Consider the following 26600-nt stretch of genomic DNA (forward strand, 5'->3'; position numbering starts at 1 on the left):
ACAGGTTGTAGACTCTGCCTCGGGGCGGAATTGAACAATCGCTCACAGCTAGTAAAAAATCAGGAATTACCCAATACCTTCCGACTGGAGATCGTTAAGAATGAAAAACTTGTCCTGGGCACCTCTGGGCGCATTGGCGCTGGCCATGGCCTCCCTGTCCTCCGTCGCTGTTGCCGACACCACCAAGTCGGTCGCCGTGACCGCCATCGTGGAACACCCGGCCCTCGACGCCATCCGTGACGGCGTGAAGGAAAGCCTGAAGGCCGCCGGTTACGAAGAAGGCAAGAACCTGAAGTGGCAATACCAAAGCGCCCAAGGCAACACCGGCACTGCAGCGCAGATCGCCCGCAAGTTCGTGGGTGACAAGCCTGATGCCATCGTCGCCATCGCAACGCCCTCCGCACAAGCCGTGGTCGCCGCGACCAAGGACGTGCCCGTGGTGTTCTCCGCCGTGACCGATCCTGTGGCCGCCAAGCTGGTCAAGAACTGGGATGCTTCCAAGACCAACGTGACCGGCGTGTCCGACCTGCTCAAGCTCGAACCCCAGATCGACTTGATCAAGAAGGTCGTTCCAGGCGCGAAGAAGGTCGGCATGGTCTACAACCCGGGCGAAGCCAACTCCGTCGTGGTCGTCAAGCAGCTCAAGGATCTGCTGGCCAAGAACGGCATGCAACTGGTCGAAGCTTCCGCTCCACGTTCCGTGGACGTGGGCACCGCCGCCCGCAGCCTGGTCGGCAAGGTCGACGTGATCTACACGAACACCGACAACAACGTCGTGTCCGCCTACGAATCGCTGGTCAAGGTCGGTCAGGACGCCAAGCTGCCGCTGATCGCTTCCGACACCGACTCCGTCAAGCGCGGCGCCATCGCTGCTCTGGGCGTGAACTACAAGGATCTGGGTCTGCAGACCGGCGCCATGGTCGTTCGCCTGCTCAAGGGTGAAAAGCCAGGCACGATCAAGCCCGAAGTCTCCAACAAGACCGAGCTGTACGTGAACCCGGCCGCTGCTGAAAAGCAAGGCGTCAAGCTCTCCGAAGACCTGATCAAGTCCGCCGCCCAAGTGGTGCAATAAGCACTTGAGGGCCCACAGTCATGACCCACCCCCGTCATGACTGCGGCACTACCCACGCAGGAGCTGTGCACACACGGCTCCTGCTTTGTTTTTTCTAGTCGCGACAACCCATGTCACTCTTTTCCCTGCTGGGCGCTCTTGAGATCGGGCTGATTTTCAGTCTGGTGGCTCTGGGCGTCTTCATCTCCTTCCGTTTGCTCCGCTTCCCAGACCTGACCGTGGACGGCAGTTTCCCTCTGGGCGGTGCCGTCTGTGCCGTGATGATCTCGTCGGGCGTCAATCCCTTCGTCGCCACCATCGCCGCCGCCGCTGCGGGAGCCGTTGCAGGGATCATCACCGGCTGGCTCAACGTGCGCCTGAAGATCATGGATCTGCTGGCCTCGATTCTCATGATGATCGCGCTGTACTCGATCAACCTGCGCATCATGGGCGGCCCGAACATTCCGCTGATCAACGACGCCACCATCTTCACCATCCTGCAGCCCGAAAGCCTGCCGGATTACTGGTCGCGCCCTCTGGTGCTGATCGTCATCGTCTTCATCGCCAAGCTGGCGATGGACTGGTTCTTCTCCACCGAGCGCGGTCTTGCCATCCGCTCGACCGGCTCCAACGCCCGCATGGCACGTGCTCAAGGCATCAACACCGGCGCGATGGTGCTGCTCGGCATGGCCGTGTCGAACGCGCTGGTCGCTGTCGCTGGCGCATTGTTCGCACAGACACAAGGCGGCTCCGACATCTCGATGGGCATCGGCACCATCGTGATCGGTCTGGCTGCGGTGATCGTGGGCGAATCCATCCTGCCCTCGCGCAAGCTGGTGTATGCGACGCTCGCCGTGATCATCGGTGCCATCGTCTATCGCTTCTTCATCGCACTGGCACTCAACAGCGACTTCATCGGCCTCAAGGCGCAGGACTTGAACCTCGTGACCGCCGTGCTCGTGACGATCGCTCTCGTGATTCCGCAGCTCAAACGCAAGCTCGCCGCCAAGCGCAGCTCCTAAGCGTTCGACAACAAGAAAAAGGAATCACGAAAAATGCTGAGCGCAAAAGACCTGTTCATCACCTTCAACCCCGGCACACCGATTGAAACCCGCGCACTGCGCGGCATGTCGCTGGAAATCCCCGCAGGCCAGTTCGTGGCCGTGATCGGCTCCAACGGCGCGGGCAAATCCACCTTCCTCAACGCCATTTCCGGCGACCTGGGCGTGGACACCGGCACCATCAAGATCGACAACCAGGACGTCACCCGCCAACCCGTGTGGTCGCGCGCCCAGCGCGTGGCCCGCGTGTTCCAGGACCCGATGGCCGGCACCTGCGAAGACCTGACCATCGAAGAAAACATGGCTCTGGCCCACCAGCGCGGCACCAGCCGAGGCCTGTCCAGCGCCGTGAAAAAGAGCAACCGCGACCTGTATCGCGAAAAGCTCTCGACGCTTGGCCTCGGTCTCGAAAACCGCCTGACCGACCGCATCGGCCTGCTCTCCGGCGGCCAGCGCCAAGCCGTGAGCCTGCTGATGGCCTCGCTGCAACCTTCGCGCATCCTGCTGCTTGACGAGCACACCGCCGCGCTCGACCCGCGCACCGCCGACTTCGTGCTGCAACTCACGGCCCGCATCGTCGAGGAAAACAAGCTCACGACGATGATGGTCACCCACAGCATGCGCCAGGCCCTCGACGTGGGCTCGCGCACCGTGATGCTGCACCAGGGCCAGGTCGTGCTCGACGTCTCGGGCGAAGAACGCTCGAAGATGGACGTACCCGATCTGCTGCAGATGTTTGAAAAAGTGCGCGGCGAAAAGCTGTCGGACGACGCATTGCTGCTCGGCTGATCCGTTTCGCCCGCAAACCGCAAAGGCCTGCTCCGAAACGAGCGGGCTTTTTGCTTTTCGCGGCAAGACTCAGATTAGGAGATCGGACATCCCGATTCCAATCAACCCTGCAACGAACAGCGATTAGTCGGCGCGCCTGCTTGCGAGCCGCGCAAATCACAGACAATCGCACCCGCAACGCCACCGTGGCCCGTGGCAAACGCTTTTTGCCCCGTCCGATTCCCCTGAAATCGACCTTTCTGTGACGCAACGGCCCCTGCAGGATTTCCTGCACATCGTACCCTGCCGCCTCTTCTCTCATGAACGCAAACAGTTCCTCCCCCACCCCAGAACCCAGCCAGCTTCGCCGCACGCTCAAGGCACGCCACATGTCCATGATCGCCATTGGCGGCTCCATCGGCACAGGTCTGTTCGTCGCCTCGGGCGCGACCATCTCGCAAGCGGGCCCCGGCGGCGCACTGCTGGCCTACATGGTGGTCGGGCTGATGGTGTACTTTCTCATGACCAGTCTGGGCGAGATGGCGTCGCACCTGCCGGTCTCCGGCTCCTTCGCCACCTATGGCGCCAAGTACGTGGACCCCGGATTCGGCTTCGCGCTTGGCTGGAACTACTGGTACAACTGGGCGGTGACCATCGCGGTCGACCTCGTGGCCGCACAGCTCGTCATGGCTTATTGGTTCCCCGACGTGAATGGCGTGCTCTGGAGCGCGTTGTTTCTGGCGTTGATGGTCGGGCTGAACGCGTTGTCCGCACGCGGTTTTGGCGAGTCGGAATTCTGGTTCGCCACCATCAAGGTCGTGACCGTGCTGGTGTTCATCGGCGTCGGTCTGCTGATGGTGTTCGGCATTTTCAAGGGCGGCGCGCCCGAGGGTTTCTGGGGCAATGTCGCCAACTTCACCAATGGCGACGCGCCTTTCGCGGGCGGCTTTGCCGCACTGATCGGCGTGGCGATGGTGGTGGGCTTTTCGTTTCAAGGCACGGAACTGATCGGCATTGCCGCAGGTGAATCCGAAGATCCCGCCAAGAACGTGCCCAAAGCCGTGCGCAAGGTGTTCTGGCGCATTCTGCTGTTCTATGTGTTCGCGATTCTGATCATCGGCCTGTTGATTCCCTACACCGATCCGCAACTGCTCAAAAACGATGTGGGTGATGTTTCGGTGAGTCCATTCACTCTCGTGTTCGAGCACGCGGGTCTGCTCGGCGCGGCGGCGGTGATGAATGCGGTGGTGCTGACCTCCGTGCTGTCCGCCGGCAACTCGGGCATGTACGCCTCCACCCGCATGTTGTATGCGCTGGCCGAGCAAGGCATGGCCCCAAAAATGTTCGCACGCGTGAACCGACGCGGCGTGCCCGTGCTCGCACTGATCGCCACCACCGTGATTGCAGCGCTGTGCTTTCTGAGCAATATCTTCAGCCCGTCGGCCGTCTACATCTGGCTGCTCAATCTCTCGGGCATGTGCGGCTTCGTCGCCTGGCTGGGCATCGCCATCAGCCACTACCGCTTCCGCAAGGGCTGCGAGGCACAGGGCTACGCCTTGAGCAACCTGCCCTACCAGGCACCCGCGTTCCCGGTCGGGCCAGTGTTCGCCTTTGTGCTGTGCATGGTCATCACGCTCGGTCAGAACTACGAGAATTTCATGGCCGACAAGATCGACTGGGTCGGCGTGGTGGCCACCTACATCGGCCTGCCGCTGTTCCTTGCGATCTGGTTTGGCTACAAATGGGTCAAGGGCTCGCGCATCGTGGCCTACAAGGACATGGACGTGAGCGGTCTGCGCTGAGGCACTAGCTCCCGTTTCCCTCCCGCCTCCTTCAGCTTTCCTTCAACTCGCGTTGAGCGGCAGATCGGCCCGCTTCAACGTGCGCAGCACAAAACTCGAGCGGCTGTGGCGTATGCCCTTGATGCGATAGAGCTTCTCGCGCAGCAGCCGCTCGTAGTCCCGCGTGTCCTTGACGACCACGCGCAGCAGATAGTCGTAATCGCCCGACACCAGATGCGCCTCGACCACCTCGGGGATGCTCGCCAGCACCTCGCCGAATTTCTCCAGCGTGTTGTCCGAATGGCTGTCCAGCGTGACCTGCACCAGCACCGTGTCGCCTAGCCCCAGCGCCTGCGGGTTCAGGCGCACGGTGTAGCCTTCGATCACGCCCGCCTCCTCCATCTTCTTGATGCGTCCCCAGCATGGAGATGCGCTCAAACCCACAGCAGCGCCGATTTCCTGCAGACTCGCACGCGAATCTGCTTGAAGACGAGTGAGAATTTTCCGATCCATCGAGTCCAAAAGCATAATTTTCTACAAAAGTTGACTTTGTAGATTATTTTTCCAAATCGACATCAAATACAAGAAAAATCAAAAACATCTTCGAGCAACGCAGGCGCATACTTCTTCCATCGAAACACTTTTACCGAAGCCCCTTTCCAGCAGAGCCTGTTTACCGACATTCCACTCTCCTCCACAGCTCCCAGGCGGTTACCGCTGCCTTCGGGAGCTTTGGCGCATCCGGGTCATCGCCCAAACAGCCTCAATCAAACTGGCTGAACACATAAAAACCCCAATTCCGCTGCGTATCCGTTTGTCCACAATGGACGGCGGCAATTCACAACGTTCACCACGAATTGCCAACCCGACAGGTGTGGAGACAATTTCGGCATTGCCGATCAGGAACAAACAAAATGCAGCTCAGCAAGATGGCTTTGGGAATGGGTTTGGCTCTCGGCGTCGCTTTCACAGCGACGGCCGCCCCTCAGGTTCTCAAGATCGGTTACGCCACCGCCCCCGATTCGCACTACGGCGTCGGCTCCAAGGTGTTCTGCGATGAGGTCGAGAAGAACACGCAGAACCGCTTCAAATGCCAGCATTTCCCCAACTCGGCGCTCGGCGGTGAGCGCGAGCAGATCGAAGCCATCCAGCTCGGCACGCAGGATCTGGTGAACACTTCCACCGGCCCGGTCGGCAACTTCGTGCCGGAAGTGAAGATCGTCGATATTCCGTTTCTGTTCCGCGACTACGACCACGCGCGCAAGGTGATGGACGGCCCCATCGGCCAGGACATCCTCACCAAGTTCCCGAGCAAAGGCATCATCGCGCTGGCGTGGACCGAAAACGGCTTTCGCCACATGACCAACTCCAAGCGCGACATCGTCACACCCGCCGACACCAAGGGCCTGAAGATGCGCACCATGGAAAACAAGGTGCACATGGACGGCTACCGCACCTTCGGCATTCTGCCCACGCCCATGGCCTTCCCCGAGCTGTTCGGCGCGCTGCAGCAGGGCACGGTGGACGGGCAGGAAAACCCGATTCCGGTGATTCTGTCCGCCAAGTTCGCGCAGGTGCAAAAGCATCTTTCGCTGACCGGCCACGTGTACTCGCCAGCGCTGCTGCTGCTGTCGCCCAAGGTCTGGAACAAGCTCTCGGACGCGGACAAGAAGGTCTTCACCGACGCCGCCAAGAAGGCCTCCGTGGCCCAGCGCGCCAAGGTCAACGAGGACGAGGACAAGGGCATCGCCCAGCTCGAAAAGGACGGCATGAAGGTCATCCGCAAGGTCGATGGCGACGCCTTCCGCGCGGCGCTCAAGCCTGCCTTCCCCGGATACGCCAAGGAGTTTGGCGAGGCCAACATCCAGCGCATCGTGGATGTGAAGTAAGGCCATCGTCCACCTGACCGCAGCATGCCCGGATTCGCCACAAGCAGCCGGGCATTTTTGCTTGATCTCCCAACTCAACGCCCCACGGGCCCGCTAACGTGCAAACCTTCGAGCGACTCTTTCTCGCCGTCAACCGCTGGGCGTTGATTCTGCTGCTTGCGGCCATGTCGGTGATCATCTTCACCAACGTCGTGCTGCGCTACACCACCCACGAATCCATCGAATGGGCCGAGGAAGTCTCGCGCCACATGATGATCTGGCTGACCTTTCTGGGCGCCGGCCCGGTGCTGCGCTACGGCGGCCATATCGCCGTCGAGAATCTGCAGGACGCCCTGCCGCGCAAGGCCGCGATTGCGCTGCGCATCGTCGTCGCCCTGCTGCTGTTCGCGTTCTTCGGCTTCATGGTCTGGTACGGCTGGCTCTACATGCAGCGCACCATGTTCCAGCTCACCGCCGTCACGCAGATTCCGTTTGCCTACATCTACAGCGCCATGCCGATCGGTGGCGTGCTGCTGGTCGTTCACTTTCTGCTGATCGTCAAAGGCTACGTGCTGGACCGCCAGTTCGCGTCCGACGACCATTTCGACGCCACCGCTTCGGCGTCGCTCTGAGACTGAAACCCGAGAAAAAGAAAACACACCATGGATGCCAGTCTCGTTCTCATCATCTCCGCCTGCGTGTATCTCGCCATCGGTGTGCCGGTGGCGTTCGCGCTCGGCCTGTCCACCGCCACCACGCTGATTCTTGCGGAGAACTATCCACTGATGGTGCTGCTGAAAGAAACCTTCACCGGCATCGACAGCTTTCCGCTCATGGCCGTGCCGTTCTTCATCCTCGCTGCCGAGCTGATGAGCGGCGGCTCGCTGACCGAAGTGCTGCTCAAATTCGCGGGCCAGTTCGTCGGCCATCGGCGCGGCGGTCTGGGCTATACGAATGTGGTTTCGCTCACGTTCTTTTCAGGCATTTCGGGCTCTGCGCTGGCCGATGCAGCAGGCCCCGGATCGATGCTGATCCGCATGATGGACAAGGCGGGCTACGACCGCTCCTACGCCGCCGCGCTCACCGCATCGACCGCCATCGTCGGCCCGATCATCCCGCCCTCGATCACGATGATCATCTACGCGCTGCAGGACGAAACCGTGTCTGTGGCCACGCTGTTCGTGGCGGGCATTCTTCCCGGCATCCTGATCGCGATTGCGATGTGCGTGGTGAACTTCTACGTCTCCAAGAAGCGCAACTACAAGGGCGACGGCCAGACCCCGCCGCTCAAGGAAATCCTCATCACCACCTGGAAGGCGCTTCCGGCGATTCTGTTGCCGGTGGTGATTCTGGGCGGCATGCGCGCAGGCTGGTTCACGCCGACCGAAGCCTCGGTGGTGGCAGTGTTCTACGCGCTCATCTGCGGCAAGTTCGTCTATCGCACGCTGCAATGGAAGGCGCTGCCGGACATTCTTTCGCGCTCCGCACTGCTCTCGGCTTCGGTGCTGATCATCATCGGCCTGTCCGCTTCGTTCGCCTGGGTGCTGACCATCGAAGGCATTCCACAGCAGATGGCCGAGTGGCTGGTGAGCATGAATCTCTCGCCATGGATGTTCCTGATTCTGGTGAACATCTTTCTGCTGCTGTTCGGCATCTTCATCGAGCCGCTGCCGGGTGTGATGGTGCTCGCGCCGATTCTCGCGCCCGTGGCCGTCAAGCTGGGCGTCGATCCCGTGCACTTCGCAATGATCGTGATCTTCAACCTCACGCTCGGCATGATCACACCACCCGTGGGCGGTCTGCTGTTCGTGACCTGCAATGTCTCCAAGGTGCCGATGTCCGCGCTGGTCAAGGAACTGGTGCCGTTTCTCTGGGCGCATGGCGTGGTGCTGATCATCCTGACCTTCGTGCCGGCCCTCAGCACCTGGCTGCCGCATGCCATGGGATTCAAATAGGGCCGCAACAAATAAGGCAGCGACGAGAGTCCGAGCAAACATCGCCATGCAGTTATAATTGCCAGCTTGTCAGGAGAGAGTCCGCCGCCCGCTGCATTGCGCGTGCCGCGCGGACCGCCGAAGGCGCAGGCAGACACCGAACGCTCAGGCAAAAGGACTGGCAAACCGCCCGCAGTGATGCGGGCGTTCCCCCAGCTGGAGAGAGGCTGTTTTCAGCGCGAAAACGGTCCACCGAAGGAGCAAGTCGCCACGTGTCTTTCAAATGACGTGCGATGAATCTCTCAGGTAAAGCGGACAGCAGGGCAAACCGCGATCAACGCTTGGTTGGTCGTCTGGATCATTTGCCTTGGAGACATCCGCCCATGTCCGCGCCCTCGCCCGCCACGCCGCTGCTCAACACGCCACTGAACGCCCTGCACATCGAACTCGGTGCCAAGATGGTGCCGTTCGCTGGTTACTCCATGCCCGTGCAGTACCCCGCCGGTCTGATGGCCGAGCACAACCACACGCGCAGCGCTGCCGGTCTGTTCGACGTGTCGCACATGGGCCAGTTGCGTCTGGTGGGTGCCGATGCCGCCGCCGCTTTCGAAACCCTGATGCCCGTCGATGTGATCGGCCTCGGTGTCGGCAAGCAGCGCTACGGCCTGCTGCTCAACGACGACGGCGGCATCATCGACGACCTGATGTTCTTCAATCGCGGCAAGGACATCTTCGTGATCGTCAACGGCGCGTGCAAGGTCGGCGACATCGCCCACATCATCGAGCGCATCGGTCACCGCTGCCAGGTCATCCCCATGCCCGAACGCGGCCTGCTGGCGCTGCAAGGCCCGAAGGCTGTGGATGTGCTCTCGCGCCTCGTTCCCGGCGTGGAAAAGCTGGTGTTCATGACCGGCGGCGAGTTCAACTGGAATGGCGCCGATCTATTCATCACCCGCAGCGGTTACACCGGCGAAGACGGCTTTGAAATCTCGGTGCACGAAAGCCGCATCGACGAGTTCGCGCGTGCGCTGCTCAAGCAGGAAGAAGTCAAGCCGATTGGTCTGGGCGCGCGCAACTCGCTGCGTCTCGAAGCCGGTCTGTGCCTGTATGGCAACGACATCGACACCACCACCACGCCGCCCGAAGCCACGCTGAACTGGGCCATCCAGAAAGTGCGCCGCACAGGTGGCGAGCGCGCAGGCGGTTTCCCCGGCGCGACCAAGATTCTTTCGCAGATCGACCAACCCACATCGCTCACGCAAAAGCGCGTGGGCCTGATCGCCAAGGAGCGTATTCCCGTGCGTGAACCCGCCGAGCTGCAGAACGCAGCGGGCGAAAAGATCGGTCACATCACCAGCGGCCTGCTCAGCCCCACGCTGAACCAACCCGTGGCGCTGGGTTTTGTGAAGCCCGAATTTGCAGCCAACGGCACCGAAGTGTTCGCCCTCGTGCGCGGCAAGCAAGTGCCGATGGTGGTGAGCGCCACGCCGTTCGTGCCCACCAATTACTTCCGCGGTTGAGTCGGCAAACGATTCCGCCGCTTGCAGTCCATAGACGTTGGTCCGTCGCCTTGAGTGCCACAAAACCAAGCTACATTGCGTGCTGACCAATCTCGAACCGTTTTTCAACTATTTTTTCTGGAGCACCCATGAGCATCCACTTCTCCAAAGACCACGAATGGGTCAACGCCGCTGATTCCAACGCCGCCGTCGTCGGCATCACCGTTCACGCGCAAGACGCGCTGGGCGATGTGGTGTTCGTCGACCTGCCGGAAGTCGGCAAGACCTTCGCCCAAGGCGAAGTCGCTGGCGTCGTCGAATCCGTGAAGGCCGCTGCCGACGTGTACATGCCCGTCTCCGGCGAAATCGTGGAAGTCAACGAAGAACTGCGCAACGATCCATCGCTTGCCAACAGCGACCCGCTGGGCGCTGGCTGGTTCTTCAAGGTCAAGCTGAGCGATGCCGCTCAACTGGCTGAACTGATGGACGAAACGAGCTACAACTCGTTCGCCGCGAACGCCTGATCCAGACAACCGCGCCTTCCCCCACAGAAGGCGCGGTTCTTTTTTGCTTTTGAGACTGGTCCCTCCATGCAAATGCCCGCCGCACTCCCCCTTTCCGCGCTGGAAAACGCCACCGAATTCCAACCGCGCCACATCGGCATCAGCCCCTCCGACGAAGCCCACATGCTCTCCGTGATCGGTGAAGCATCGCGCACCGCGCTGATCGATTCCATCGTTCCGCGCTCCATTGCACGCGCCAAGCCGATGGACATTCCCGCCGCCATCACCGAAGCTGCGGCGCTCGCCGAGCTCAAGGCGCTTGCGTCGAAGAACAAGATTCTCAAGAGCTTCATCGGTCAGGGCTACTACGGCACGCTGACGCCGGGCGTCATCCTGCGCAATGTGCTGGAGAACCCCGCCTGGTACACGGCCTACACGCCGTATCAGGCCGAAATCTCGCAAGGCCGCATGGAAGCGCTGGTCAACTTCCAGACCATGGTCTGCGACCTGACTGGCATGCCCATCGCCAACGCGTCGATGCTCGACGAAGCCACCGCCGCCGCCGAAGCGATGACGCTGGCCAAGCGCTCGGTCAAGTCCAAGAGCAACACCTTCGTGGTGGCTGGCGACGCGCATCCGCAAACCATCGAAGTGGTGCAGACCCGCGCCAAGCCGCTGGGCATCGAAGTCAAGATCGCCAACTCCAAGGAAGAATGGGACGCCCTGCTCGCAGGCGACTTGTTCGCCGTGCTGATCCAGTACCCCGCCAGCAGCGGTTGGATTGCCGACTGGAAGGCCGACGTGGAAGCCATCCACGCCAAGCAAGGCGCCGCCATTGTGGCAACCGACCTGCTCGCACTGACGCTGCTGACCCCGCCCGGCGAATGGAATGCCGACATCGTCATCGGCTCTACCCAGCGCTTCGGCATGCCCATGGGCGCTGGTGGCCCGCACGCCGGTTTCATGGCCTGCCGCGATGAATACAAGCGCTCGCTGCCAGGTCGCCTCGTCGGTGTGAGCGTGGACGTGCACGGCAAGCCCGCTTACCGCCTCGCACTGCAAACCCGCGAACAGCACATTCGCCGCGAAAAGGCCACCTCCAACATCTGTACCGCACAGGTGCTGCCAGCCGTCATCGCCAGCATGTACGCGGTCTATCACGGCCCGGAAGGCCTCAAGCGCATCGCTCACCGCGTGGCACGCTTCACCGCCATCCTGAGCCGCGGTCTGGCCAAGCTGGGCTACACCGCCAAGCACCACGACACGGCTTTCGACACGCTGAGCCTGCACACCAAGGGCGAGACCGACGCGATCATCGCTCGCGCCGTCGCCAAGGGTGCCAACCTGCGCAAAGCGTGGAACGAATACATCTGCATCTCGCTCGACGAAACCACCACCCGCGCAGATGTGGAACTGGTCTGGAGCATCTTTGCCGGTGAAGGCAAGGCACTGCCAACGATCGAAGCCATGGATGAAGGCGCACCGTCGCTGATCCCCGAATTCGCCGTTCGCAAGAGCGCGTTCCTGACACACCCCGTGTTCAACACGCACCACTCCGAAACCTCGATGCTGCGCTACCTGCGTGGCCTGTCGGACAAGGACCTGGCGCTCGACCGTTCGATGATTCCGCTCGGCTCCTGCACGATGAAGCTGAACGCCACCAGCGAGATGATCCCGATCACCTGGCCCGAGTTCGCGAACATGCACCCGTTCGCGCCCAAGGACCAACTGGCTGGCTACTACGAGCTCGACGAGCAACTGCGCGCCTGGCTGTGCCAAGCCACCGGCTACGCAGGCGTGAGCCTGCAACCCAACGCAGGCAGTCAGGGCGAATACGCCGGTCTGCTGGCCATCAAGGGCTGGCATGAGTCGCGTGGCGAAGCGCATCGCAACGTCTGCCTGATTCCAAGCAGCGCGCACGGCACCAATCCCGCATCCGCCCAGATGGTCGGCATGCAAGTGGTGGTGACGGCCTGCGACGCCAACGGCAACGTCGACATGGGCGACCTCAAGGCCAAGTGCGAACAACACAGCGCCAACCTCGCCTGCATCATGATCACCTACCCCTCGACGCACGGCGTGTTCGAGACCCAGGTGAAGGAACTGTGCGAGCTGGTGCACCAGCACGGCGGCCGCGTCTATGTGGACGGCGCCAACATGAACGCGCTGGTCGGCGTGGCAGCTCCCGGCGAGTTCGGCGGCGACGTGAGCCACCTGAACCTGCACAAGACCTTCTGCATCCCCCACGGCGGTGGCGGCCCGGGCGTTGGCCCCGTCTGCGTGGTGGAAGACCTCGTGCCTTTCCTGCCCGGTCACCAGACCGCCGGCATTGAAAGCGGCGTGGGCGCGGTGAGCGCAGCGCCTCTGGGCAATGCCGCCGTGCTGCCGATCAGCTGGATGTACATCCGCATGATGGGCCCGGATGGTTTGAAGCACGCCACTGAGGCTGCGATTCTGAGCGCCAACTACATCAGCGCGCGCCTGAAGGACCACTATCCGACGCTGTACTCCAGCGCAAACGGCCACGTGGCGCACGAGTGCATTCTGGATCTGCGCAACCTGAAGGACACCTCCGGCGTGATGGCCGAAGACGTCGCCAAGCGCCTGATCGACTACGGCTTCCACGCGCCCACGCTCTCCTTCCCCGTGCCCAACACGCTGATGGTGGAGCCGACCGAGAGCGAAACGCTGTTCGAGATCGACCGCTTCATCGACGCCATGATCGCCATCCGCGACGAAATCCGCGAAGTCGAAGCCGGCAAGCTGCCGCGCGAAGACAACCCGCTCAAGAACGCGCCCCACACCGCCGAGCAGGTCACTGCCGACGACTGGAAGCACGCTTACGCCCGCGAGCTGGCCGCCTACCCTGTGGCCGCACTGCGCAAGTCCAAGTACTGGTCACCCGTAGGCCGCGTGGACAACGTCTACGGCGACCGCAACCTGTTCTGCAGTTGCGTGCCGATGGACGCATACGACAACAAGTGATCCGACCCTTGCGCCAGTTGCCTGGTGTTGGCGCAAACCGGATCGAGCATGGGAAAGGCGAGTGGTCTTCGGGCCGCTCGCCTTTTTTCGAGCTCGCCTGCCAGAGGCGCACTACACTCGCAGCCCGATGCAATTCCCCCCGCCGCCCTTCATCCCCCACGAACCGCTGATCCCGCTGTACGAAGACGAACACCTGCTCGCCTTCGACAAGCCTTCGGGCCTGCTGTGCGTGCCCGGCAGAGGGCCGGACAAGCAGGATTGCCTGATCACCCGCGTGCAGCAGCAGTGGCCCGAGACGCTGCTGATCCATCGGCTCGACATGTCCACCTCCGGCATCGTGCTGTTTGCGCGCAGTCTGGAGATGCAGCGTGCGATGAGCGCCGCGTTTGCCGAGCGGCAGGTGCACAAGACGTATGAGGCGCTAGTGGCGGGCGTGCCTGCCGAGCCGGGGGGCGACTGGCAAGAGATCAGCGCGCCGATTCTGCAGGACTGGCCAAGGCGACCGATCCACATCGTCGATCCGGCGGGCAAGCAGAGCGTCACGCGCTGGAAAGTGCTTGAACAGGTCGATGGCATCTCGCACATCCGGCACATTTCGCGCCTTGCCCTTGAGCCGATCACCGGGCGCACGCATCAGTTGCGGGTGCATCTCCAGCATCTGGGATTTCCCATACTCGGAGATCCACTTTACGCGCCGGAGCCGGTGCAGCAAATTGCCGACCGATTGATGCTTCACGCACGTTTATTGCGGCTTTCACACCCCGTCAGCGGGCAGGAAGTGTGTATTGCCAGCAACGTGCCGTTTTAAACTTGTATCAAGAAAAAAAGGCATCCTACAGAGGATAATCAGCATTAGCTTATGCACCCCTCCTAGGGAAACCCCCCGTTGTGAGGCCATGTCCCCTCGATAAGCTGGGCGACTTGCTGTGCGACGCTCCCCAAAAAGGGGCGCACGACTGCATACAATTTACCTTTATTGAAATTATTAGTGATAGGAATAACTATGCAAACGACCTTCCGTGCGCGTACGTTGATCGCCGCCCTGGGACTGGCTGGTGCAGCATTTGTTGGAACAGCGGCTCACGCCCAGATCAAGATCGCCATGGTGATCCCCACGACTGGCGCTCTGACTCAGTACGGCGACATGGTCAAGGAAGGTGCCACGACTGCGGTTGAAATGACCAATGCAGCCGGCGGCATCAACGGCAAGAAGATCGAACTGGTGGCGGTGGATGACGCTTGCGAACCCAAGCAAGGTCCTGTGGCTGCGAACCGTGTGGTCAACAGCAAGATCGGCTACGTGATCGGCCCTGTCTGCTCCGGCGCTTCCATTGCTGCGGCTCCTATCTACAACAACGAAGGCGTGGTGGTTGCCACTCCATCGGCTACGTCTCCTGCCCTGACTGACGGCAAGAACTTCAGCTTCATCTTCCGCACCATCGGCCGCGATGACCAGCAAGGCCCATCGGCTGCCAAGTTCATCATCGAGCACGCCAAGCCAAAGAAGGTTGCCGTGCTGCACGACAAGCAGTCGTATGGCCAGGGCATTGCCTCCTCGGTTCGTGACGATCTGAAGAAGGCCAAGGTCGACGTGGCGATGTTCGAAGGCATCAACGCTGGTGACTCCGACTACTCCGCCGTGATCACCAAGCTCAAGAGCGCCGGTGTCGATTTCGTCTACTTCGGCGGCTACCACCCAGAAATGGGCCTGCTGCTGCGTCAGGCCGCCGAGCAAGGCCTGAAGGTCAAGATGATGGGCCCGGAAGGCGTTGGCAATCCTGAAGTGAACGCCATCGCTGGCGCTGCGGTCGAAGGCATGCTGGTGACTCTGCCTGCCGACTTCTCGGCCAACCCCAAGAACGCCGCTGTCGTGAAGGCTTTCAAGGATGCCAAGCGCAATCCTTCGGGCGCTTTCCAGCTGACTTCGTTCGCTGCCGCTCAATCCCTGATCGCTGCGATCAAGGCCGCTGGCGACAATCCAGCCAAGGTTTCCGAATGGCTGCACGCCAACTCGGTGGACACCGTGATCGGCCCGATCTCCTGGAACAAGCAGGGTGACCTGAAGTCCTTCGACTTCCAAGTGTTCCAGTGGCACAAGGATGGCTCCAAGACTCCGGCAGTCAAGTAACACTTGACGCTCTCCCTTCGGGGCAGGACGTTCGCAAACCGAGTTTGCGACGTACCTGCCCCGTTCGTTTAACTGGTGCCAAGGTTTTTCGGACAGTTCCCAAACAGGAACTTTCCTGATGACAAGTGCACCTGGGCCGTGCAAGATCGATTGAACCTGCCCTCAAAGTGGACGACCAAGCAATGTCTGACTTATTGCCGCAGCTGATACAACAGCTATTCAACGGGCTCTCACTAGGAGCCATCTACGCCCTGATCGCCATTGGCTACACCATGGTCTACGGCATCATCGGGATGATCAATTTCGCTCACGGCGACATCTACATGATCGGAGCCTATGTGGGTCTGGTCACGCTGTCCGCAGTGGGCACGACCAGCGGTCTGCCGATCTGGTTCATCATCGCGCTCATGCTGGTGGTGGCCGTCGTCATCACCGGGGTCTACGGCTTTGCCGTGGAACAGGTCGCCTACAAGCCGCTGCGCAGCAGCCCCCGTCTGGTGGCGCTGATCTCCGCGATCGGCATGTCGATCTTTCTGCAGAACTGGGTGGCCCTCGGTCAAGGCGCGCGCGACATGGCGGTTCCCGCCCTGCTGCCCGGCGCAGTCACCTTCCACTTGGGCAATTTCGAAGTCTTCATCCCCTACGCGCGTATCCTCATCATCGTGGTGGCCGTGGCGTTGATGATTGCGCTCACGCTGTACATCAAGCATTCCCGCATGGGTCGCGCATCCCGCGCCTGCGCGCAGGACATGCACATGGCCAACCTGCTGGGCATCGACACCAACCGCGTGGTCTCGTTCACCTTCATTCTGGGCGCCGTGCTGGCCGCCGTGGGCGGCGTGCTGATCGCGCTGGCGGTGGGCAAGCTCAATCCGTTCATCGGCTTCATCGCCGGCATCAAGGCCTTCACGGCAGCGGTGCTGGGCGGCATCGGCTCGATCCCCGGCGCGATGCTCGGCGGTGTGGTGCTGGGCGTGGCCGAAACCTTTGCCGCTGCCTACATCTCGTCGGAATACAAGGACATCGTGGCCTTTGGCCTGCTGGTGCTGATCCTGCTGTTCCGCCCCACGGGCCTGCTGGGCAAACCTGAAGTGGAGAAAGTGTGATGGACAAAATCCGCTCTCAACTCGGCACTGCCATCTTCGCGACCGTCATCACCGCGCTGCTGATCATCCCGATCTTCGGCCTGCATCTGGAACGCGCCGGCATCAAGACCTATCTGGTTCCGCAATGGAACTACGTGATCTGGGGCTGCGTGATCGTGTTCGTCTGGCAACTGATCCGCCCTGCGGTCAAGAATGCCACCAAGGGCATCAGCCTGCCCGCGCTGCCCAGTCTTTCGGACAAGGCACGCCCGGTGGTCTACCTCGTGGTCGCGCTGATCGCCATGAGCTGGCCTTTCATGGCTGGTCGCAATGCGGTGGACATCGCCACGCTCGCCATGATCTACGTGATGCTTGGCCTCGGCCTGAACATCGTGGTCGGCTTTGCCGGTCTGCTCGATCTGGGCTTTGTGGGCTTCTATGCCGTGGGTGCCTACACCTACGCCCTGCTCTATCACTGGGCAGGCTGGAGCTTCTGGCAAGCGCTGCCGCTCGCCGGTTGCGCATCGGCGCTGTTCGGTTTCGTGCTGGGTTTCCCGGTGCTGCGCCTGCGTGGCGACTACCTCGCCATTGTGACGCTGGGCTTCGGCGAAATCATCCGCCTGCTGCTGGTGAACCTGAACGACTGGACCGGCGGCCCGGACGGCATCTCCAGCATTCCCAAGCCCACGTTCTTCGGCATTCCGCTGACCCGCTCGCCGATCACCGAAGGCGGCACCACGTTCGCGCAGTTCTTCAACATCGAGTTCAGCACCATGCACATGGTGATCTTCCTGTACCTGATGGCGCTGCTGCTCGCGGTGGTCACTCTCTTCATCAGCAACCGCCTGATCCGCATGCCGATTGGCCGTGCGTGGGAAGCACTGCGTGAAGACGAAATCGCCTGCCGCTCGCTGGGTCTGAACCCCACGAAGATCAAGCTCTCGGCCTTCACGCTGGGTGCCATGTTCGCAGGCTTTGGCGGTGCGTTCTTCGCAGCGCGTCAGGGCATTGTGAATCCCGAGTCCTTCACCTTCATCGAGTCGGCGCTGATCCTCGCCATCGTGGTGCTGGGCGGCATGGGTTCGCAACTCGGTGTGATCATTGCGGCGATTCTGATCACCGTGCTGCCTGAACTGGCGCGCGAGTTCTCCGAATACCGCATGTTGATTTTTGGTCTGGTGATGATTCTGATGATGATCTGGCGTCCGCAGGGCCTGCTGCCCATGAAGCGCCACCATGTGGAAGTTCCCTCCTCGGGCAACAACAAGGATGGAGCGCACGCATGAGCCATCTCCTCGAAGTCAAAGACCTGAGCATGCGCTTTGGCGGCCTGTTGGCCGTCGATGGCGTGCAGATGGCGATCCAGCCCAAGGAAATCTTCGCCATCATCGGCCCCAACGGCGCTGGCAAGACCACGGTGTTCAACTGCATCAGCGGTTTCTACAAGCCCACCACCGGCGTGATCACGCTGGCGGGCGAGTCGATTGCCGGTCTGGGCAGCCACAGCGTCGCCCAGCGCGGTGTGGTGCGCACCTTCCAGAACGTGCGACTGTTCAAGAGCATGACCGCCGTGGAAAACCTTTTGGTTGCGCAGCACAGCCGCACCAGCAAGTCGGTGCTCGGCGGTCTGTTCAACACCAAGGGCTACCGCGAAAGCGAAAAGGCCGCCATCGCCAACGCGATGAAGTGGCTGGAGTTCATGGGCATTGCCGAATTCGCCAACCGCGAAGCCGGCAACCTCGCGTATGGTCACCAGCGCCGTCTGGAAATCGCGCGTTGCATGATCACCCAGCCCAAGCTGCTGATGCTGGACGAGCCCGCCGCCGGTCTCAACCCGCAGGAAAAGGTCGAGCTGCAACACCTGATCGAGCGCCTGCGCACCGAGTTCGGCGTGACTGTGCTGCTGATCGAGCACGACATGGGTCTGGTGATGGGTGTGTCCGAGCGCATTCTGTGCATGGAATACGGCAAGCCGATCGCCATGGGCACACCCAACGAGGTGCGCAACAACGAGCGGGTCATCAAGGCCTATCTGGGAGAGGCCTGAGATGAGCACCAAACACATGTTGCAACTGGAGCAGGTCTCCACCCATTACGGCGCGATCTGCGCGGTCAACAAGGTGAGTCTGCATGTCAACCAGGGCGAAATCGTCACGCTGATCGGCAGCAACGGCGCGGGCAAGACCTCGCTGTTGATGACCGTCTGCGGCAACCCGCGCGCGAGCAGCGGCAAGATTCTGTTCGAGGGCGAGGACATCACCCAGATGTCCACCCACCACATCATGCGCCGCGGCATCGCCATCTCTCCGGAAGGCCGCCGCGTGTTCAAGGACCTGACCGTCGAGGAAAACCTCAAGATGGGCGGGTTCTTTCTGAACAAGTCGGAAATCGCCGATGGCATCGAACATGTCTTCAAGCTGTTCCCGCGCCTGCGCGAACGCTCGGGCCAGCGCTCGGGCACCATGTCCGGCGGCGAACAGCAGATGCTCGCCATCGGCCGTGCGCTGATGAGCAAGCCGCGCCTGCTGCTGCTCGACGAACCCACGCTCGGCTTGGCCCCGCTGATCATTGCCCAGATCTTCGAGATCATCCAGACCATTCGCGCCAACGGCGTGACCGTGTTCCTCGTCGAGCAGAACGCCAACCGCGCCCTGCAGATCGCCGATCGCGGCTACGTGCTGGAAACCGGCAAGGTCGTGCTGGAAGATTCCGGTCAGGCGCTGCTGACCAATGCGGATGTGCGAAAGGCCTATCTGGGCGCTTGATGGCTTGATTCATTGAGACCCGCACACGCGATGCAAAGCGCCCGGTTGGCTTCGACTGGGCGCTTTTTTTGTTGTTGTCAACGCATCCCGTAAGATGCAGCGATGAGCAAAAAACACCTCACCATCCTCACAGGCGGCTCGCGCGGCATGGGTCTGGCCATTGGTCAGCAATTGCTGCGCGAAGGCCATATGCTGATCAGCATCGCGCGCAAGACCAGCGATGCGCTGGCCGAAGCGGCCACCGATACAGAGCAACTGCAGCAGTGGGAACAGGACCTCGCCAACAGCGAAGAAGCGGCCAAGCGGCTGACCACCCTGCTCTCGTCCCTGAACGCGGATGACTGGGCCAGCCTCACGCTGATCAACAATGCGGGCGTGATTCCCCGCATTGCACCGCTCGGGCAGATCGCGGTTGCCGATCTGCAGAACGCCATGCGCGTGGGCCTTGAAGCGCCGATGGCCTTGACCGGCGCGTTTCTGGCGGCCACCGAGCAATGGACTTGCCCCCGCAAGGTGCTCAACATTTCCTCAGGACTCGGTCGCAGGCCCATGGCTTCGCAGGCGGCGTACTGCTCGGCCAAGGCGGGCATGGACATGTTCACGCGCTGCACGGCGCTGGAAGAAGCGCTCAAGCCCCATGGTGCCAAGCTGTGCTCGCTCGCACCCGGTGTGATCGACACCGACATGCAAGTGCAGTTGCGCGGCGCGAATCCCGAGGATTTTCCGGACATCGGCAACTTCAAGGCGATGAAGCAGGACGAGCGTCTGACCTCTCCCGCCGACGCCGCAGCGCGCCTGCTGGCCTACCTGCATCGCACGGATTTCGGGGAAAACCCTGTCGCGGATGTGCGCGACAAATGAAATGCTGCGTTGCACAATACTTATCTGAATACGTAGTGGCTTGAGCGTCGACGCCTTCGTCGCTTGGGCTCATCGATTTCCCTTTCTCTCATTCAAACCAAGGAGACCTTGTCATGTCCCGTGAAGTCGTAGTTGTCAGCGCCATCCGTACCGCCATCGGCACCTTTGGTGGCAGCCTCAAGGATGTACCTCCCACCGAACTGGGCGCAACCGTCGTGCGCGAATCGCTGGCGCGCGCCAATGTGGAAGGCAAGGACGTGGGCCACGTCGTGTTCGGCCATGTGGTGAACACCGAGCCCAAGGACATGTACCTTTCGCGCGTGGCGGCCATCAACGGCGGCTGCGGCGAAGGCACGCCCGCCTACAACGTGAATCGTCTGTGCGGCTCGGGTCTGCAGGCCATCATCAGCGCCAGCCAGTCGATTCTGCTGGGCGATGCTGACATCGCCATCGGCGCAGGCGCCGAAAACATGAGCCGCGCTCCGTACGCATCGCTCACCAGCCGCTGGGGCGCTCGCATGGGCGACTTCAAGATGATCGACATGATGATCGGCGCGCTGCACGACCCGTTCCACAACATCCACATGGGTGTGACGGCCGAGAACATCGCCGCCAAGTGGGGCATCACCCGTGAAGACCAGGACAACCTGGCCGTCGAAAGCCACAACCGCGCCGAGCGTGCCACCGCCGCTGGCTACTTCAAGGACCAGATCGTGCCCGTCACGCTCAAGTCCAAGAAGGGTGACGTGCAATACGTGACCGACGAGCATTTCCGCACCGGCGCGACTGCTGCCGACTTCGCCAAGCTCAAGCCCGTGTTCATCAAGGAAAACGGCACCGTGACCGCAGCCAACGCCTCCGGCATCAACGACGCCGCCGCTGCCGTGGTGCTGATGGATTCCAAGGCTGCTGCTGCCCGTGGCTTGAAGCCCATGGCCCGTCTGGTTGCCTACGCCCACGCTGGCGTGGACCCCAAGTTCATGGGCATCGGCCCCGTGCCAGCCACCAAGCTGGCGCTGGAAAAGGCGGGTCTCACCGTGAACGATCTGGACGTGATCGAAGCCAACGAAGCCTTTGCCGCCCAAGCCTGCGCGGTGACGCGCGATCTGGGTCTGGACCCTGCCAAGGTGAACCCGAACGGCTCCGGCATTTCGCTGGGTCACCCGATTGGTGCGACCGGTGCCGTGATCACCGTGAAGGCGCTGCACGAACTCGAACGCATCCAGGGCAAGTACGCGCTGGTGACGATGTGCATTGGCGGCGGCCAGGGCATCGCCGCGATCTTCGAGCGCATGTGAGCCCCGTGTAAGCACGAGTGCTATTGGCTCTGGACACGCGTTAAGATAAACGCTGGTGTCCAACAATAAGAACCTGCTCACGATCTCCGCGGCACCGCGCCAGTGTCTTTGCGGGATGGGATGCGAGGCGCAATACCGCAGCAATAGCCATGCTATTGCGAGGATTTGCAACGCTGCAGACCGCCGCAAAGACACTGACCCTCTGGGTTGGGGCGAAATCGGGCGATTTTGGTGCGCTGGCTCTTGCATGGGCACAAGCCCATGCGGCGATCCATCACTCCAAACTCATCCCGATTGCGCCCCAACGCGGCATCGTGGAGATCGTGAACAGGTTCTGAGGCCCCGCTGGTTCGCCAGAAGGGGCCTTTTTCCATCTGCAGGAGAGACTTTCACATCATGATGATGCGCCGCACCCTCACAATCACAACCGCTTTGGCAGCACTGGCCGCCAGCGGCCTTGTCCACGCGCAGACCGCACCGGCCGCGTACCCGACCAAGCCCGTGCGTCTGGTCATCCCCTTCCCACCGGGCGGCGGCACGGACATTCTGGCACGCCTCGTCGCGAACGAGCTCAGCAAGACCAACAAGTGGACCGTCGTGGCCGACAACAAGCCCGGCGCGGGCGGCACCATCGGCATCGGCGAAGTGACCAAGGCGCAGCCCACCGGCTACGACATCGTCATGGGCCAGAAGGACAATCTGGTCATCGGCCCATGGTTGTACAAGAACCTGTCCTGGAATCCCACCAAGGATCTGACCGCCGTCGCCCACGTGGCCTACACGCCGGTGATCATCGCCACATCGGCGAACTCCAAGTACAAGACGCTGGCCGATGTGGTCGCTGCCGCCAAGGCCAATCCCGGTTCGGTGACCTACGGTTCGCCCGGCAACGGCACATCGATCCACCTCGCTGGTGATCTGTTCGAGAAGGCCGCTGGCATCAAGCTGAGCCACGTGCCATACAAGGGCTCCAACCCCGCGATGATGGACGCGCTGGCTGGCAACGTGGACCTGCTCGTGTCCTCGGTTCCGTCCGCCATGGGTCAGATCCAGTCGGGCAAGCTGCGCCCGCTCGCGGTCACGTCGGCCAAGCGCAGCTCGTCGCTGCCGGACGTGCCGACGATTGCCGAATCCGGCTACAAGGGCTTTGACGTGAGCACCTGGTACGGCGTGATGGCCCCTGCAGGCACCCCCGCCAATGTGGTGACCACGCTGAACACCGAAATCAACAAACTGCTGGCCACGCCCGAAATGAAGGCCGCCATCCACGCACAAGGTGCCGAGCCGCTGGCCATGTCGCCTGCCGATTTCAGCAAGCAGTTGAACACCGAATACACGCAGTGGAAGGGCATCGTCGAAGCCTCCGGCGTGAAGATCGAGTAATCGCCAGAGAGCAAAGCACCTGCGCTTGATTTCGAGTGCAGGTGCAATAAATCAATCGACAGTGAAATCAAAATAGGGTTGCAAACCCAATATCGAAGCCATCTTTGACGGCTCATGACCTAAATCATGATGCCTACAGCCATCGTCATAAATACTTCTCCATACACAGATATTGGAGAACCCAATGGCTTTGCTGGTTTGGTTGCCCGAGCTTGATACGGGCATTGACGAAATTGACAGGCAACATCGCCGCATCGTCGAATACATCAACAAGCTTCACGAACTGAAAGCGACGCACGACCGGGCAGAGCTCGGCGAGGTGATCGGCGAGATGGTGGACTACACCCTCTCGCACTTCGTTTTCGAGGAAGCGCTGATCGAAAATGCTGGCTACCTCTTTGCGGGTCCGCACAAGAAAGTGCATGAACTCTTCGCCAAGCGCGTGGCCTTGTTCCAGTCACGCTTCGACGCGGGCGAAGACGTGACCGACGAACTCCACGGCATGCTGTCGCGCTGGCTGTTCAACCACATTCGCAATGAAGACCACGGCTACGTGGATGCCGCCAAAACTTATCTGCGCATGGCGCAACAAGGCGGACCTTCATCGGAAGCTCAGCGCATCAAAGCCGAAGTGCTGCAGGAGCTGGAGCAGCGCAACAAGAGCAAAGGATGGCTCGCGCGCCTGTTCGGCACCTGAAGCGCAAGAAGCACGCCTCTCCCAAAAACAAACGGCCCTCGTGGGCCGTTGCTGTTGGTGCCTTGAGAGGCGATGCGCTGATTACTCGCGCACGACGAGCACGGGAATGTCGGACACGCCCAGCACGCGCTGCGTCACGCTGCCCAGCACCAGCTTTTCCAGCCCCTTGCGTCCGTGCGAGCCCATGACGATCAGGTCAGCTGCCACTTCCTTGGCCGCGCGGATGATGCCTTCGTGAATCGCATGGCCCTCGCCCAACTTGGTGATGACCTTGTCGATACCCGCCTCGTTCAACGCCTGCTTGGCAGCGTCCAAAGCGGCATTGGCCTCGGCGCTGGCGGCCGTCATATACTGCGACTGACCATAGGCGAAATCGGCACCGACGCCGGTGAACGGATACGGATCGATGACGTACAGCACGGTCACGCTGCTGCCGAACGTCTTGGCCAGACCAGCGGCCTTGCCAACTGCGCTCAGTGCTGTAGTGGAACCGTCAACGGGAATCAGAATATTGGTGAACATGAAATCTCTCCTGTGCTCAAGGCTGGAATGCCCAATCAAAGTATCGAATCTGTTAGTGAGTTTGCGCCTTTCCTCACCCCAAAGAATTGACTCACATCAACCGCGTTCCGTTCCTCCGGCATTTTGAAAGTCCCCTGCACGGCAGGTGACGACCAGCGTATCACGCCAACCGCCGGGCTTCTCGGGCTGGATGGGAGTGGTCTCATGGATCATGCGGGCATCGTCGAGCAGCAGCACCGACCAAGGCTCCGTCAAGGTGAAGCGCTGACCGTTCGGTCCCGTGGCTTCGAAGATGCGCGTCTCGCCACCCTTCACATCCTGCCGGTCCACCAGAAACACGGCCACCAGATCCACGCCATCGCGGTGCGCACCTTCAGGAGTTGGGCGACCGATGCCATCGGACGTGTCGATGCGGAATTGGTGTGCCTCGATGAACAGCGGCTGCGCGCTCTTGTCGCGCACGATGGCATCCTGCGTCAACTGCGCGAGCGCGCGCATCATCTTCGGCCAGACCTCATGCGCCACCGTCTCATCGAGCATGGGCGCAAACCAGCGCTGCATGCCGCCGTGCAGCGCGTTGTATTCCACGGGTTGCCAATGCGCGCGATGCGGTACCTGCTCGTACTCGCTGCCCTGCACCACAAAGCAGGAATGGCGACGGCGACGATAACGCCCACCGTCCTTCAAAAATTCATCCGGCGGCAGATCTGCCCAACCGCCCGACAAGGCTTGAAGTTCGTCCAACGGGCAGCCGATCCAGTTGGCGACATCGCTAGGCTGCAAAACGGCAAACCCGCGGTCACGCAGCTGATTGGCTACCTGATCCGCGGGCGAATACGGGGGAGAAAAAGTGACGTGGGCCATGAGACCCGAGCTTAAACCCAGAAGCCATTGCTTACAGGTAAAGCGAGCTCAAATCCACGTTGAAATGTCAGTCGCGGTCATGGCCTCTGCCATGTCCCCGGCCATTGCCGTGTCCATTGCCACGATGATCGTCACGGTCACGATAGTGGTCGCGGTCGTGTCGATCATGGCGCTCATGACGATCCCAGCGGTCATCCCGATCACGTCCGTGGTAACGAGGCGGCGGTGGCGCACGATGGAACTGTGGTGGCGGATTGCGCAGGAAATACACGTTCTGGCCGCAGGCACCGTACCGGGCGCAATGCTTGCCCCAGTGCTTGGCGTGTCCTGGTGGAACGTACATGTAGACCGGCGGCGCGGGCATCACCACACGCGGAGGCGCAATGATCACGGGCTGTTGGTAGATCAGCGGCGGTGGCGGCGCACCGCCGATATCGACGCGGCCATAGACGCCCGGAGCGATCTGACCACTCACCGAGCCACCGATTTGCACCTGCGCGCTGGCGGCCACACCGAGAGTGACCAGCAGCAAGCCCATGAGGCCTGCGCGTACCTGTTTGCCAATGGATTGGCGCGTGGATATGTGATTCGACATGGGTCTCTTGTAGTCCTTCTTCATGAAACATCACGCTGTTCAAGTGGCCGGGCCGTCATTGTCATTGCTTGCAACGCATGCCGTTTGCCCATCCACTACCCCTGTTGCGCGAAAGCGCTGTATGGTAAGCACCAGTCACAGCCTTGACCTGCATCACTCGATAACAATCGTAAGTACAGGTTTTGACCTTCATCAGGTCACTAGCCACTGTTCAACGTATTCGCATACGCTGACGTTGACCGGAAATCCCCCCGCCCGAAGGCTTCCCACTGTAAGCTTGTGTTTGAAATTGCCCCAATTCAGGCGTTTCGCTGGTGTTCGTACGGCTTCATCAACGACAATGACAGTCATTCGCACGATTTGCTTCGTGCAGCCTCGAATTCTTTGATTTTCCTGTGCGAAGCCCGCACCAGACCGGGCTCGTCACGCAGTTGCAGTAAACACATGAACATTGTCATATTGGATGGTAATGTTCCCCTCTGAAAATTCTGCAACCTCAAAAAATCCCATACCAAAACCTACACCGGAAATCATCTCGGAACTGCGATTCAGAACTGCCCATGCAGCAGTTTGAGCCGATTCGCCAACGTCTCCGGATCGTGCCGCATGTTGATCGCTGGCGTGGTGCCAACGCTGACGTGCTCGAACCAGATGTGAAACGCCTGCGCACTCGGCAGCATCTTGGCAACGTCGCGGATCGCCCCGGCAATCGAACCAACAGTGAAGTCAAGCGCGACGGAATGATCATTGAGCACCTCGACCGCGTACTCGCCTGGTGCCATCTTCTCGATTTTCAGAGTCTGGATCATTCGTCGACTTTACCGGGTTGGACCAACTCCGCATGGCACGGCGTCCAGAACCAAGTCTGAAACGCTCGGCGCTGATTTTTCATCCCCTGGAACGTCACGCGAATAGGCCCAAGCCTCGCCGACTCAAACTCCACCACGATCTT

Annotated in this window: 25 protein-coding genes and 2 riboswitches; of the genes, 20 read left to right on the forward strand and 5 right to left on the reverse strand. The window is 61.1% G+C overall.

Annotation, left to right across the window (positions count from 1 at the left end; all coding sequences use genetic code 11):
- Nucleotides 1–100: 100 nt before the first annotated feature.
- The 4 genes from G7048_RS24125 to G7048_RS24140 all read left to right on the forward strand — a co-directional run bounded on the left by G7048_RS24125 (nt 101) and on the right by G7048_RS24140 (nt 4682).
- Entirely contained in the window at nt 101–1072 is a 972-nt protein-coding gene (locus G7048_RS24125; RefSeq protein WP_166070567.1) for an ABC transporter substrate-binding protein, read from the forward strand.
- Between the two features lie 110 nt (nt 1073–1182).
- Complete coding sequence (locus G7048_RS24130) at nt 1183–2073, forward strand: ABC transporter permease (protein ID WP_166070569.1); 891 nt, start codon at nt 1183–1185, stop codon at nt 2071–2073.
- Nucleotides 2074–2106: 33 nt separating this feature from the next.
- Complete coding sequence (locus tag G7048_RS24135) at nt 2107–2901, forward strand: ABC transporter ATP-binding protein (RefSeq protein WP_166070570.1); 795 nt, start codon at nt 2107–2109, stop codon at nt 2899–2901.
- A gap of 299 nt (nt 2902–3200) precedes the next feature.
- On the forward strand, nt 3201–4682 hold the full coding sequence (locus tag G7048_RS24140) for an amino acid permease (RefSeq protein ID WP_166070571.1): 1482 nt from the start codon (nt 3201–3203) through the stop codon (nt 4680–4682).
- A gap of 42 nt (nt 4683–4724) precedes the next feature.
- Here the strand turns inward: G7048_RS24140 and G7048_RS24145 are convergent, their stop codons facing one another.
- On the reverse strand, nt 4725–5183 hold the full coding sequence (locus G7048_RS24145; protein WP_166070572.1) for an Lrp/AsnC family transcriptional regulator: 459 nt from the start codon (nt 5181–5183) through the stop codon (nt 4725–4727).
- Between the two features lie 392 nt (nt 5184–5575).
- Between G7048_RS24145 and G7048_RS24150 the strand changes: the two genes are divergently transcribed.
- The 16 genes from G7048_RS24150 (at nt 5576) to G7048_RS24225 (ending at nt 23667) form a co-directional block, all read left to right on the forward strand.
- Entirely contained in the window at nt 5576–6550 is a 975-nt protein-coding gene (locus G7048_RS24150) for a TRAP transporter substrate-binding protein (RefSeq protein WP_166070573.1), read from the forward strand.
- A gap of 98 nt (nt 6551–6648) precedes the next feature.
- Nucleotides 6649–7161, forward strand: a complete 513-nt coding sequence (locus G7048_RS24155) for a TRAP transporter small permease (RefSeq protein ID WP_166070574.1) — start codon at nt 6649–6651, stop codon at nt 7159–7161.
- 30 nt (nt 7162–7191) lie between these two features.
- On the forward strand, nt 7192–8484 hold the full coding sequence (locus tag G7048_RS24160; RefSeq protein ID WP_166070575.1) for a TRAP transporter large permease: 1293 nt from the start codon (nt 7192–7194) through the stop codon (nt 8482–8484).
- A 60-nt stretch (nt 8485–8544) separates the two neighbouring features.
- Nucleotides 8545–8654, forward strand: a riboswitch (glycine riboswitch).
- Nucleotides 8655–8669: 15 nt separating this feature from the next.
- Nucleotides 8670–8792: riboswitch (glycine riboswitch) on the forward strand.
- A 54-nt stretch (nt 8793–8846) separates the two neighbouring features.
- Nucleotides 8847–9983, forward strand: a complete 1137-nt coding sequence (gene gcvT, locus G7048_RS24165) for a glycine cleavage system aminomethyltransferase GcvT (protein ID WP_166070576.1) — start codon at nt 8847–8849, stop codon at nt 9981–9983.
- A 128-nt stretch (nt 9984–10111) separates the two neighbouring features.
- Nucleotides 10112–10486: a glycine cleavage system protein GcvH gene (gene gcvH, locus G7048_RS24170; RefSeq protein ID WP_166070577.1), complete on the forward strand. Its 375-nt coding sequence runs from the start codon at nt 10112–10114 to the stop codon at nt 10484–10486.
- A 66-nt stretch (nt 10487–10552) separates the two neighbouring features.
- Nucleotides 10553–13450 (forward strand): aminomethyl-transferring glycine dehydrogenase, encoded by a 2898-nt coding sequence (gene gcvP, locus G7048_RS24175; RefSeq protein WP_166070578.1) that lies wholly within the window; start codon nt 10553–10555, stop codon nt 13448–13450.
- A gap of 127 nt (nt 13451–13577) precedes the next feature.
- Nucleotides 13578–14258 carry an RluA family pseudouridine synthase gene (locus G7048_RS24180; RefSeq protein ID WP_166070579.1) on the forward strand — a complete coding sequence of 227 codons (681 nt, stop codon included), beginning with the start codon at nt 13578–13580 and terminating at the stop codon, nt 14256–14258.
- 195 nt (nt 14259–14453) lie between these two features.
- Nucleotides 14454–15578: a high-affinity branched-chain amino acid ABC transporter substrate-binding protein gene (locus G7048_RS24185; protein ID WP_166070580.1), complete on the forward strand. Its 1125-nt coding sequence runs from the start codon at nt 14454–14456 to the stop codon at nt 15576–15578.
- A 182-nt stretch (nt 15579–15760) separates the two neighbouring features.
- A complete protein-coding gene (gene livH / locus G7048_RS24190) occupies nt 15761–16684 on the forward strand; it encodes a high-affinity branched-chain amino acid ABC transporter permease LivH (protein ID WP_166070581.1) in 924 nt (307 codons plus the stop codon).
- Nucleotides 16684–17949, forward strand: coding sequence for a high-affinity branched-chain amino acid ABC transporter permease LivM (locus G7048_RS24195; RefSeq protein ID WP_166070582.1), 1266 nt, complete (start codon nt 16684–16686; stop codon nt 17947–17949). The genes livH and G7048_RS24195 overlap by 1 nt, the downstream gene beginning before the upstream one ends.
- Entirely contained in the window at nt 17946–18710 is a 765-nt protein-coding gene (livG, locus tag G7048_RS24200) for a high-affinity branched-chain amino acid ABC transporter ATP-binding protein LivG (protein ID WP_166070583.1), read from the forward strand. Before G7048_RS24195 ends, livG begins: the two co-directional genes overlap by 4 nt.
- Nucleotides 18711–18726: 16 nt before the next feature.
- On the forward strand, nt 18727–19428 hold the full coding sequence (locus G7048_RS24205; protein WP_166071161.1) for an ABC transporter ATP-binding protein: 702 nt from the start codon (nt 18727–18729) through the stop codon (nt 19426–19428).
- Nucleotides 19429–19530: 102 nt separating this feature from the next.
- Nucleotides 19531–20289: an SDR family NAD(P)-dependent oxidoreductase gene (locus G7048_RS24210; protein ID WP_166070584.1), complete on the forward strand. Its 759-nt coding sequence runs from the start codon at nt 19531–19533 to the stop codon at nt 20287–20289.
- Nucleotides 20290–20402: 113 nt separating this feature from the next.
- Nucleotides 20403–21587: a beta-ketothiolase BktB gene (gene bktB, locus G7048_RS24215; protein ID WP_166070585.1), complete on the forward strand. Its 1185-nt coding sequence runs from the start codon at nt 20403–20405 to the stop codon at nt 21585–21587.
- A 402-nt stretch (nt 21588–21989) separates the two neighbouring features.
- Nucleotides 21990–22970 (forward strand): tripartite tricarboxylate transporter substrate binding protein, encoded by a 981-nt coding sequence (locus G7048_RS24220; protein WP_166071162.1) that lies wholly within the window; start codon nt 21990–21992, stop codon nt 22968–22970.
- Nucleotides 22971–23154: 184 nt separating this feature from the next.
- Nucleotides 23155–23667, forward strand: a complete 513-nt coding sequence (locus tag G7048_RS24225; protein ID WP_166070587.1) for a bacteriohemerythrin — start codon at nt 23155–23157, stop codon at nt 23665–23667.
- A gap of 81 nt (nt 23668–23748) precedes the next feature.
- On the opposite strand, the gene G7048_RS24230 is transcribed toward G7048_RS24225, so the two are convergent.
- The 4 genes from G7048_RS24230 to G7048_RS24245 all read right to left on the reverse strand — a co-directional run bounded on the left by G7048_RS24230 (nt 23749) and on the right by G7048_RS24245 (nt 26457).
- Complete coding sequence (locus G7048_RS24230; protein WP_166070588.1) at nt 23749–24189, reverse strand: universal stress protein; 441 nt, start codon at nt 24187–24189, stop codon at nt 23749–23751.
- Between the two features lie 96 nt (nt 24190–24285).
- Nucleotides 24286–25053, reverse strand: coding sequence for a 2OG-Fe dioxygenase family protein (locus G7048_RS24235; protein WP_166070589.1), 768 nt, complete (start codon nt 25051–25053; stop codon nt 24286–24288).
- Nucleotides 25054–25120: 67 nt separating this feature from the next.
- On the reverse strand, nt 25121–25591 hold the full coding sequence (locus G7048_RS24240) for a hypothetical protein (RefSeq protein WP_240933369.1): 471 nt from the start codon (nt 25589–25591) through the stop codon (nt 25121–25123).
- Nucleotides 25592–26196: 605 nt separating this feature from the next.
- On the reverse strand, nt 26197–26457 hold the full coding sequence (locus G7048_RS24245; RefSeq protein WP_166070590.1) for a hypothetical protein: 261 nt from the start codon (nt 26455–26457) through the stop codon (nt 26197–26199).
- Between the last annotated feature and the right edge of the window lie 143 nt (nt 26458–26600).

The sequence above is a fragment of the Diaphorobacter sp. HDW4B genome (genome assembly GCF_011305535.1).
Lineage (GTDB): Bacteria > Pseudomonadota > Gammaproteobacteria > Burkholderiales > Burkholderiaceae_C > Diaphorobacter_A.

Bases quoted from the DNA above. Each gene is read 5' to 3' on its own strand.
- G7048_RS24125 (WP_166070567.1), top strand. From the start codon at position 101: ATGAAAAACTTGTCCTGGGCACCTCTGGGCGCATTGGCGCTGGCCATG.
- G7048_RS24130 (WP_166070569.1), top strand. From the start codon at position 1,183: ATGTCACTCTTTTCCCTGCTGGGCGCTCTTGAGATCGGGCTGATTTTC.
- G7048_RS24135 (WP_166070570.1), top strand. From the start codon at position 2,107: ATGCTGAGCGCAAAAGACCTGTTCATCACCTTCAACCCCGGCACACCG.
- G7048_RS24140 (WP_166070571.1), top strand. From the start codon at position 3,201: ATGAACGCAAACAGTTCCTCCCCCACCCCAGAACCCAGCCAGCTTCGC.
- G7048_RS24150 (WP_166070573.1), top strand. From the start codon at position 5,576: ATGCAGCTCAGCAAGATGGCTTTGGGAATGGGTTTGGCTCTCGGCGTC.
- G7048_RS24160 (WP_166070575.1), top strand. From the start codon at position 7,192: ATGGATGCCAGTCTCGTTCTCATCATCTCCGCCTGCGTGTATCTCGCC.
- gcvT (WP_166070576.1), top strand. From the start codon at position 8,847: ATGTCCGCGCCCTCGCCCGCCACGCCGCTGCTCAACACGCCACTGAAC.
- gcvH (WP_166070577.1), top strand. From the start codon at position 10,112: ATGAGCATCCACTTCTCCAAAGACCACGAATGGGTCAACGCCGCTGAT.
- gcvP (WP_166070578.1), top strand. From the start codon at position 10,553: ATGCAAATGCCCGCCGCACTCCCCCTTTCCGCGCTGGAAAACGCCACC.
- G7048_RS24180 (WP_166070579.1), top strand. From the start codon at position 13,578: ATGCAATTCCCCCCGCCGCCCTTCATCCCCCACGAACCGCTGATCCCG.
- G7048_RS24185 (WP_166070580.1), top strand. From the start codon at position 14,454: ATGCAAACGACCTTCCGTGCGCGTACGTTGATCGCCGCCCTGGGACTG.
- livH (WP_166070581.1), top strand. From the start codon at position 15,761: ATGTCTGACTTATTGCCGCAGCTGATACAACAGCTATTCAACGGGCTC.
- G7048_RS24195 (WP_166070582.1), top strand. From the start codon at position 16,684: ATGGACAAAATCCGCTCTCAACTCGGCACTGCCATCTTCGCGACCGTC.
- livG (WP_166070583.1), top strand. From the start codon at position 17,946: ATGAGCCATCTCCTCGAAGTCAAAGACCTGAGCATGCGCTTTGGCGGC.
- G7048_RS24205 (WP_166071161.1), top strand. From the start codon at position 18,727: ATGTTGCAACTGGAGCAGGTCTCCACCCATTACGGCGCGATCTGCGCG.
- G7048_RS24210 (WP_166070584.1), top strand. From the start codon at position 19,531: ATGAGCAAAAAACACCTCACCATCCTCACAGGCGGCTCGCGCGGCATG.
- bktB (WP_166070585.1), top strand. From the start codon at position 20,403: ATGTCCCGTGAAGTCGTAGTTGTCAGCGCCATCCGTACCGCCATCGGC.
- G7048_RS24220 (WP_166071162.1), top strand. From the start codon at position 21,990: ATGCGCCGCACCCTCACAATCACAACCGCTTTGGCAGCACTGGCCGCC.
- G7048_RS24225 (WP_166070587.1), top strand. From the start codon at position 23,155: ATGGCTTTGCTGGTTTGGTTGCCCGAGCTTGATACGGGCATTGACGAA.
- G7048_RS24230 (WP_166070588.1), bottom strand. From the start codon at position 24,189: ATGTTCACCAATATTCTGATTCCCGTTGACGGTTCCACTACAGCACTG.
- G7048_RS24235 (WP_166070589.1), bottom strand. From the start codon at position 25,053: ATGGCCCACGTCACTTTTTCTCCCCCGTATTCGCCCGCGGATCAGGTA.
- G7048_RS24240 (WP_240933369.1), bottom strand. From the start codon at position 25,591: ATGGGCTTGCTGCTGGTCACTCTCGGTGTGGCCGCCAGCGCGCAGGTG.
- G7048_RS24245 (WP_166070590.1), bottom strand. From the start codon at position 26,457: ATGATCCAGACTCTGAAAATCGAGAAGATGGCACCAGGCGAGTACGCG.